Here is a 3,797-nt window from a genome sequence, read left to right on the forward strand (position 1 = left end):
TTGGCGCGGGATAAAATCCGTCACCACCAAAACTGCGTCAGAGCCAATTTTGCACGCCGATTGACATCAGGCCACTGCCGAAGCGAACACAGCCGGGATCGCGTTGTTCATGAGGCTTGATTGGCGGCGACTGGATCGATGCGCACGACGATCTGGCCATGCGAGGACCGTCCGGCGTCGGAGAGAGCTGGTTGGCTTGCGCTCGGGCACAAAGCCTGACGCGATGGTTGCGCCGTCCTTTACCAGTGCGGCGCAAGGCCGTTTGCCCAACTGACGCTTGCTCGTGGAGGGCGATATGCGCGCCTGCCGCGCACCATTTTCAGCTGTTGATCCTGAACGATTGGCGCCTCGAACCTCTCTTTTGATCAAGCGCGAAAATAATCTCCTCGAGATCGTCGAAGGCCGTGACGGACACTGCTCCACCTTCACCGTCGGCTGGGCACACCACTGGTTCCCCGCTTTCGAGCAGGCCTCGGAACTCGCGGCGAATAACGTCCTGCAGCATTTTCTCGGTCCGGCGTCAGTTGACGCGAACTCACGAGGCGTCGAAACGCTCAAGCATCTTTTTGAGCTGAGCGTTCTGCAGATAAAGTTTTTGAGCCAGCAGACGTCGCAGCTCTTTGATTTCCTCGTCGAGGATTGCCACTTCGTTGAAGAAAGTATCCCCGGACGACGAGGTTTGTACGGTCTCAGCTTCATTTGTGGCGACAGCGCTCTGCGCAACCCCCTCGGCGCGCGCGTTCTTGGAGCGTTCTCGACGTCTGATCTCCGGCTTCTTTTGGGAATTTGCGCTTGTCTGGCTTTGCGGCCCCAGCCTCTTCCCAGCCGCATCCGATTGTTTGGTTTCACTTCGTGCAGGGGTTCCAGGCTCTTGAATGTCAGCTGTGAGGTTCATTTCCTGCAGGGGATTGGGGTCGCTTTCCAGCTGGTCCGAAAACATCGACCCGCGATCAACCGCGGAATCGTGATCAGGAGTGCCAGAAGCTTGCGTTGGCTTGTCGAACGGAAGTGGCGACTTGTTTTCCGTTTCGCTTTCGATCACTTCGGGATCAGTGTCAGGCGCAATAAAATTCTCTTGCACGCTTGCCGATCGTCGTCGCGACGCCAATTGAGCAAGAAATTTCCACGGTGTCTTCATAATGTTCCTACCCTCGAAATCGTGGCCTGCGAACGCGCTGCAGGCATGTGCCTTTCCAATGCCCCTCAGCCGCCATCGTAACGTGCCATCGTCGAATATCTCCCCTCCTCAACATGGACTGGGGGACATTGTCTCTACAAGCGCCTTTTTGCTGGTGATCGCGTGCCAGCATACACAGCCGCATTGCGGTATCGTCCCGGCGTGTGGACCTCGGCTCCGGACCGCCCCATGGAGTGCTTGGAGCATTCTGATCACTGGTTGTGAAGGGGAGCGCACCGCAAGCACTGCGAAGGTTGAAATGGTCCCCTCCATATGACGAAAGGAGGCGATGCAAATCCACCAGCCCGCTGGCGAGCTGGCGAAGACGCGAATTAAGGGAAAATTGACGCGCATCATCCCCAGAAGCTGCTCATGCGAGAGGACACTGATTTTGAGAAAGGCCATCAGAAGAGTGAACTCGCAGAGAGCTTGAGTTTACAATCCGTTCCTCGATGCAAGCGGCGCCCATTCGCCAGACATCGAAATGGAAAATCCTGTTGCAGTGACGCTTCCGGCGGCCCGCGTAACGCGGCACGCACGCGGGCCAGGGCCTCCGGCGAGGCAAAGGGTTTGGTGATGTAGTTGCGGGCGCCGGTTTCGAGCCCGGTCACCTTGTCAGCCCGGATAGCGCTGTATAGCTGCAGAAACGGTCGAGACCCGAGATCTCGCGGAAAAGCCGCCGCGCGGTCCGGACGGGACAAGCCTTCACGCGTTCGCGAAGATAGGTCGCGAGCCGGTCGCCAAACATTGTGTTTTGCTTGCGTTGGCCATATTTCGGAGCCTCTAGCCCCCGCTCGACGTACTTGCGCGCGTTCTTGCGATCCATAGCCAATCTGTTTGGCGGTCGCTGACACCGATAGCCCTTGCCCGTGTAGATCCAGGATTATCGTCGTCTCCCCCAGCTTGATTGGCGAAATCCCCTCCCGACCATCGGGAGTAGTATCAGTGACGACGCGCCGAGGATACTCCGGACCCCGCCTCGGAAGACCGGCTACGGCGCAAACTGGCGCAGATCCCGCCACGTTTGAGTTGTTCCAGTATCGAGAACCATTCTGCATATGTCCGTCAGGCCGACTTCCTAATCCTGCTCTTGAGAGTCTCACGCAGATGCGGTCGCGGCGTCTGGGAGAAGCAACAGTTCGACCCTCCGCCAAGTCCAATCGTGTAGTTCCAGGACTTCGAGAAATTGATCGGTAGTTCCGCTCGTCATTCATATCCGGGTCGGACCCAGCTCAAGTTACCGAGTTCCCGGCATCAGAGCACCTCTAGTCTAAAAGCGATCGCGAAAGAATTTCGCCTTCTCTCTTTCAGTTTAAGTCAACTTTCTCTATCGCCGTTCAGAAGATTGCGATAGCTGTTTATTTGGATGGCAAAGATCCACGCCATGGATGAATGCGTATCAAGTCGGGTACGGTGGATGATGCTGGAGACATGGCGCATGAGAGCGCACACGGCCGCTGGGAGAGCTTGAAATGGCCGGGTCAAAGGAACCGGCGTTCCTCAGACAACTGAGCCTCGATTGTTTTGTCTGGTCTTCAATTATCGAGATCGGCCGAGCTTCCTTCAAGGAAGGAGTGAGGAGATTCTTGGGTGGCGACATCAGGCGCATCGCCAGCAGCACACAAGAGTACGCGGATTTCGTATCCTGACATCCTGAAGCGGCGGCCTTCATAGGCGCTGGTGCGACCTCCCAGTCTAGCAGCCACCCTCCCGTCCAGCAAGAACAGCTGCTCCCTCAACAGGCGCAGGATCGATCGGGCCGTCTGGGAATCCCAGACGCATCTGCCACATGCGCCTGGAACACGTTCTTCATCATATCCACCCAATTGTGATTTCGACATGGACGCCTCCCTTGGATAGCTCCCGCCGTATGGCCCGATTTCACCCGATCGAGAATACACACTCTCAAAGCTCAAAGCCTTGTTGAGAAAAGCCGCTGAACGATCCATCGAGAGCCTCTCAACGATGACGTCCCAGGGAGTGGTGTAGCTCGATAGCGGTGGTCACCAGTGTTTTCCGGTAGGGTCGGGTTGTTCAAGACCAACCTGATGGAAAGACCACCGATGACCGACGATATGATGAACGTGCGCTCGCTTGTTGAGAAGAGTGCTGACGCCGATTTGTTGCGTGAGATGATCGGCTTTGCGGCCGAGCGGGTGATGGAGCTGGAGGTTGGCAGTGCGACCGGTGCTGGCTACGGCGAGAAGAATGCGATGCGGTTGGCGCAACGCAACGGCTACCGCGACCGGGATTGGGAGACACGCGCCGGAACGGTCGAGCTTCGCATTCCGAAGCTGCGCAAGGGCAGCTATTTCCCAAGCTTCCTCGAACCGCGTCGGATGGCGGAGAAGGCTCTGACAGCGGTCATCCAGGAAGCGTACATTCAGGGCATCTCGACGCGTTCTGTCGACGATCTGGTCAAAGCGATGGGCATGAGCGGCATCTCCAAAAGCCAGGTAAGCCGCCTGTGCGAAGAGATCGACGTCAAGGTGAAGGCGTTCCTCGAAAGACCGATCGAGGGCGATTGGCCTTATCTGTGGATCGATGCCACCTACCTGAAAGTCAGACGCGGTGGCCGCATCGTTTCCGTTGCCGTCATCATCGCCGTTGGCGTCAACAC

General features: G+C 57.3%; 3 protein-coding genes and 2 pseudogenes. 3 read left to right on the forward strand and 2 right to left on the reverse strand.

Annotated features, from left to right (window positions below):
• Positions 1-116: 116 nt before the first annotated feature.
• Positions 117-424: pseudogene (locus N181_RS31240) on the forward strand (ATP-binding protein); the annotation flags it as partial.
• A gap of 111 nt (positions 425-535) precedes the next feature.
• Here N181_RS31240 and N181_RS06875 read toward each other — a convergent pair.
• Both N181_RS06875 and N181_RS32940 read right to left on the reverse strand, forming a co-directional pair.
• Positions 536-1,138 carry a hypothetical protein gene (locus tag N181_RS06875; protein WP_014857797.1) on the reverse strand — a complete coding sequence of 201 codons (603 nt, stop codon included), beginning with the start codon at positions 1,136-1,138 and terminating at the stop codon, positions 536-538.
• Between the two features lie 1,574 nt (positions 1,139-2,712).
• Positions 2,713-3,018 (reverse strand): hypothetical protein, encoded by a 306-nt coding sequence (locus tag N181_RS32940; RefSeq protein ID WP_153297037.1) that lies wholly within the window; start codon positions 3,016-3,018, stop codon positions 2,713-2,715.
• 19 nt (positions 3,019-3,037) lie between these two features.
• On the opposite strand from N181_RS32940, the pseudogene N181_RS35475 reads away from it, so the two are divergent.
• Positions 3,038-3,136: pseudogene (locus N181_RS35475) on the forward strand (IS630 family transposase); the annotation flags it as partial.
• Between the two features lie 104 nt (positions 3,137-3,240).
• On the forward strand, positions 3,241-3,797 hold a 557-nt coding region (locus tag N181_RS06885; protein WP_202907431.1), incomplete at its 3' end, for a transposase.

Origin of the sequence: Sinorhizobium fredii USDA 205 (assembly GCF_001461695.1) — a bacterium.
GTDB classification, from domain to species: Bacteria; Pseudomonadota; Alphaproteobacteria; order Rhizobiales; family Rhizobiaceae; genus Sinorhizobium; species Sinorhizobium fredii.

What these genes read in the sequence shown, in the direction of transcription:
- N181_RS32940 (WP_153297037.1), bottom strand. Translation starts at nt 3,018, where the DNA reads ATGTCGAAATCACAATTGGGTGGATATGATGAAGAACGTGTTCCAGGC.
- N181_RS06875 (WP_014857797.1), bottom strand. Translation starts at nt 1,138, where the DNA reads ATGAAGACACCGTGGAAATTTCTTGCTCAATTGGCGTCGCGACGACGA.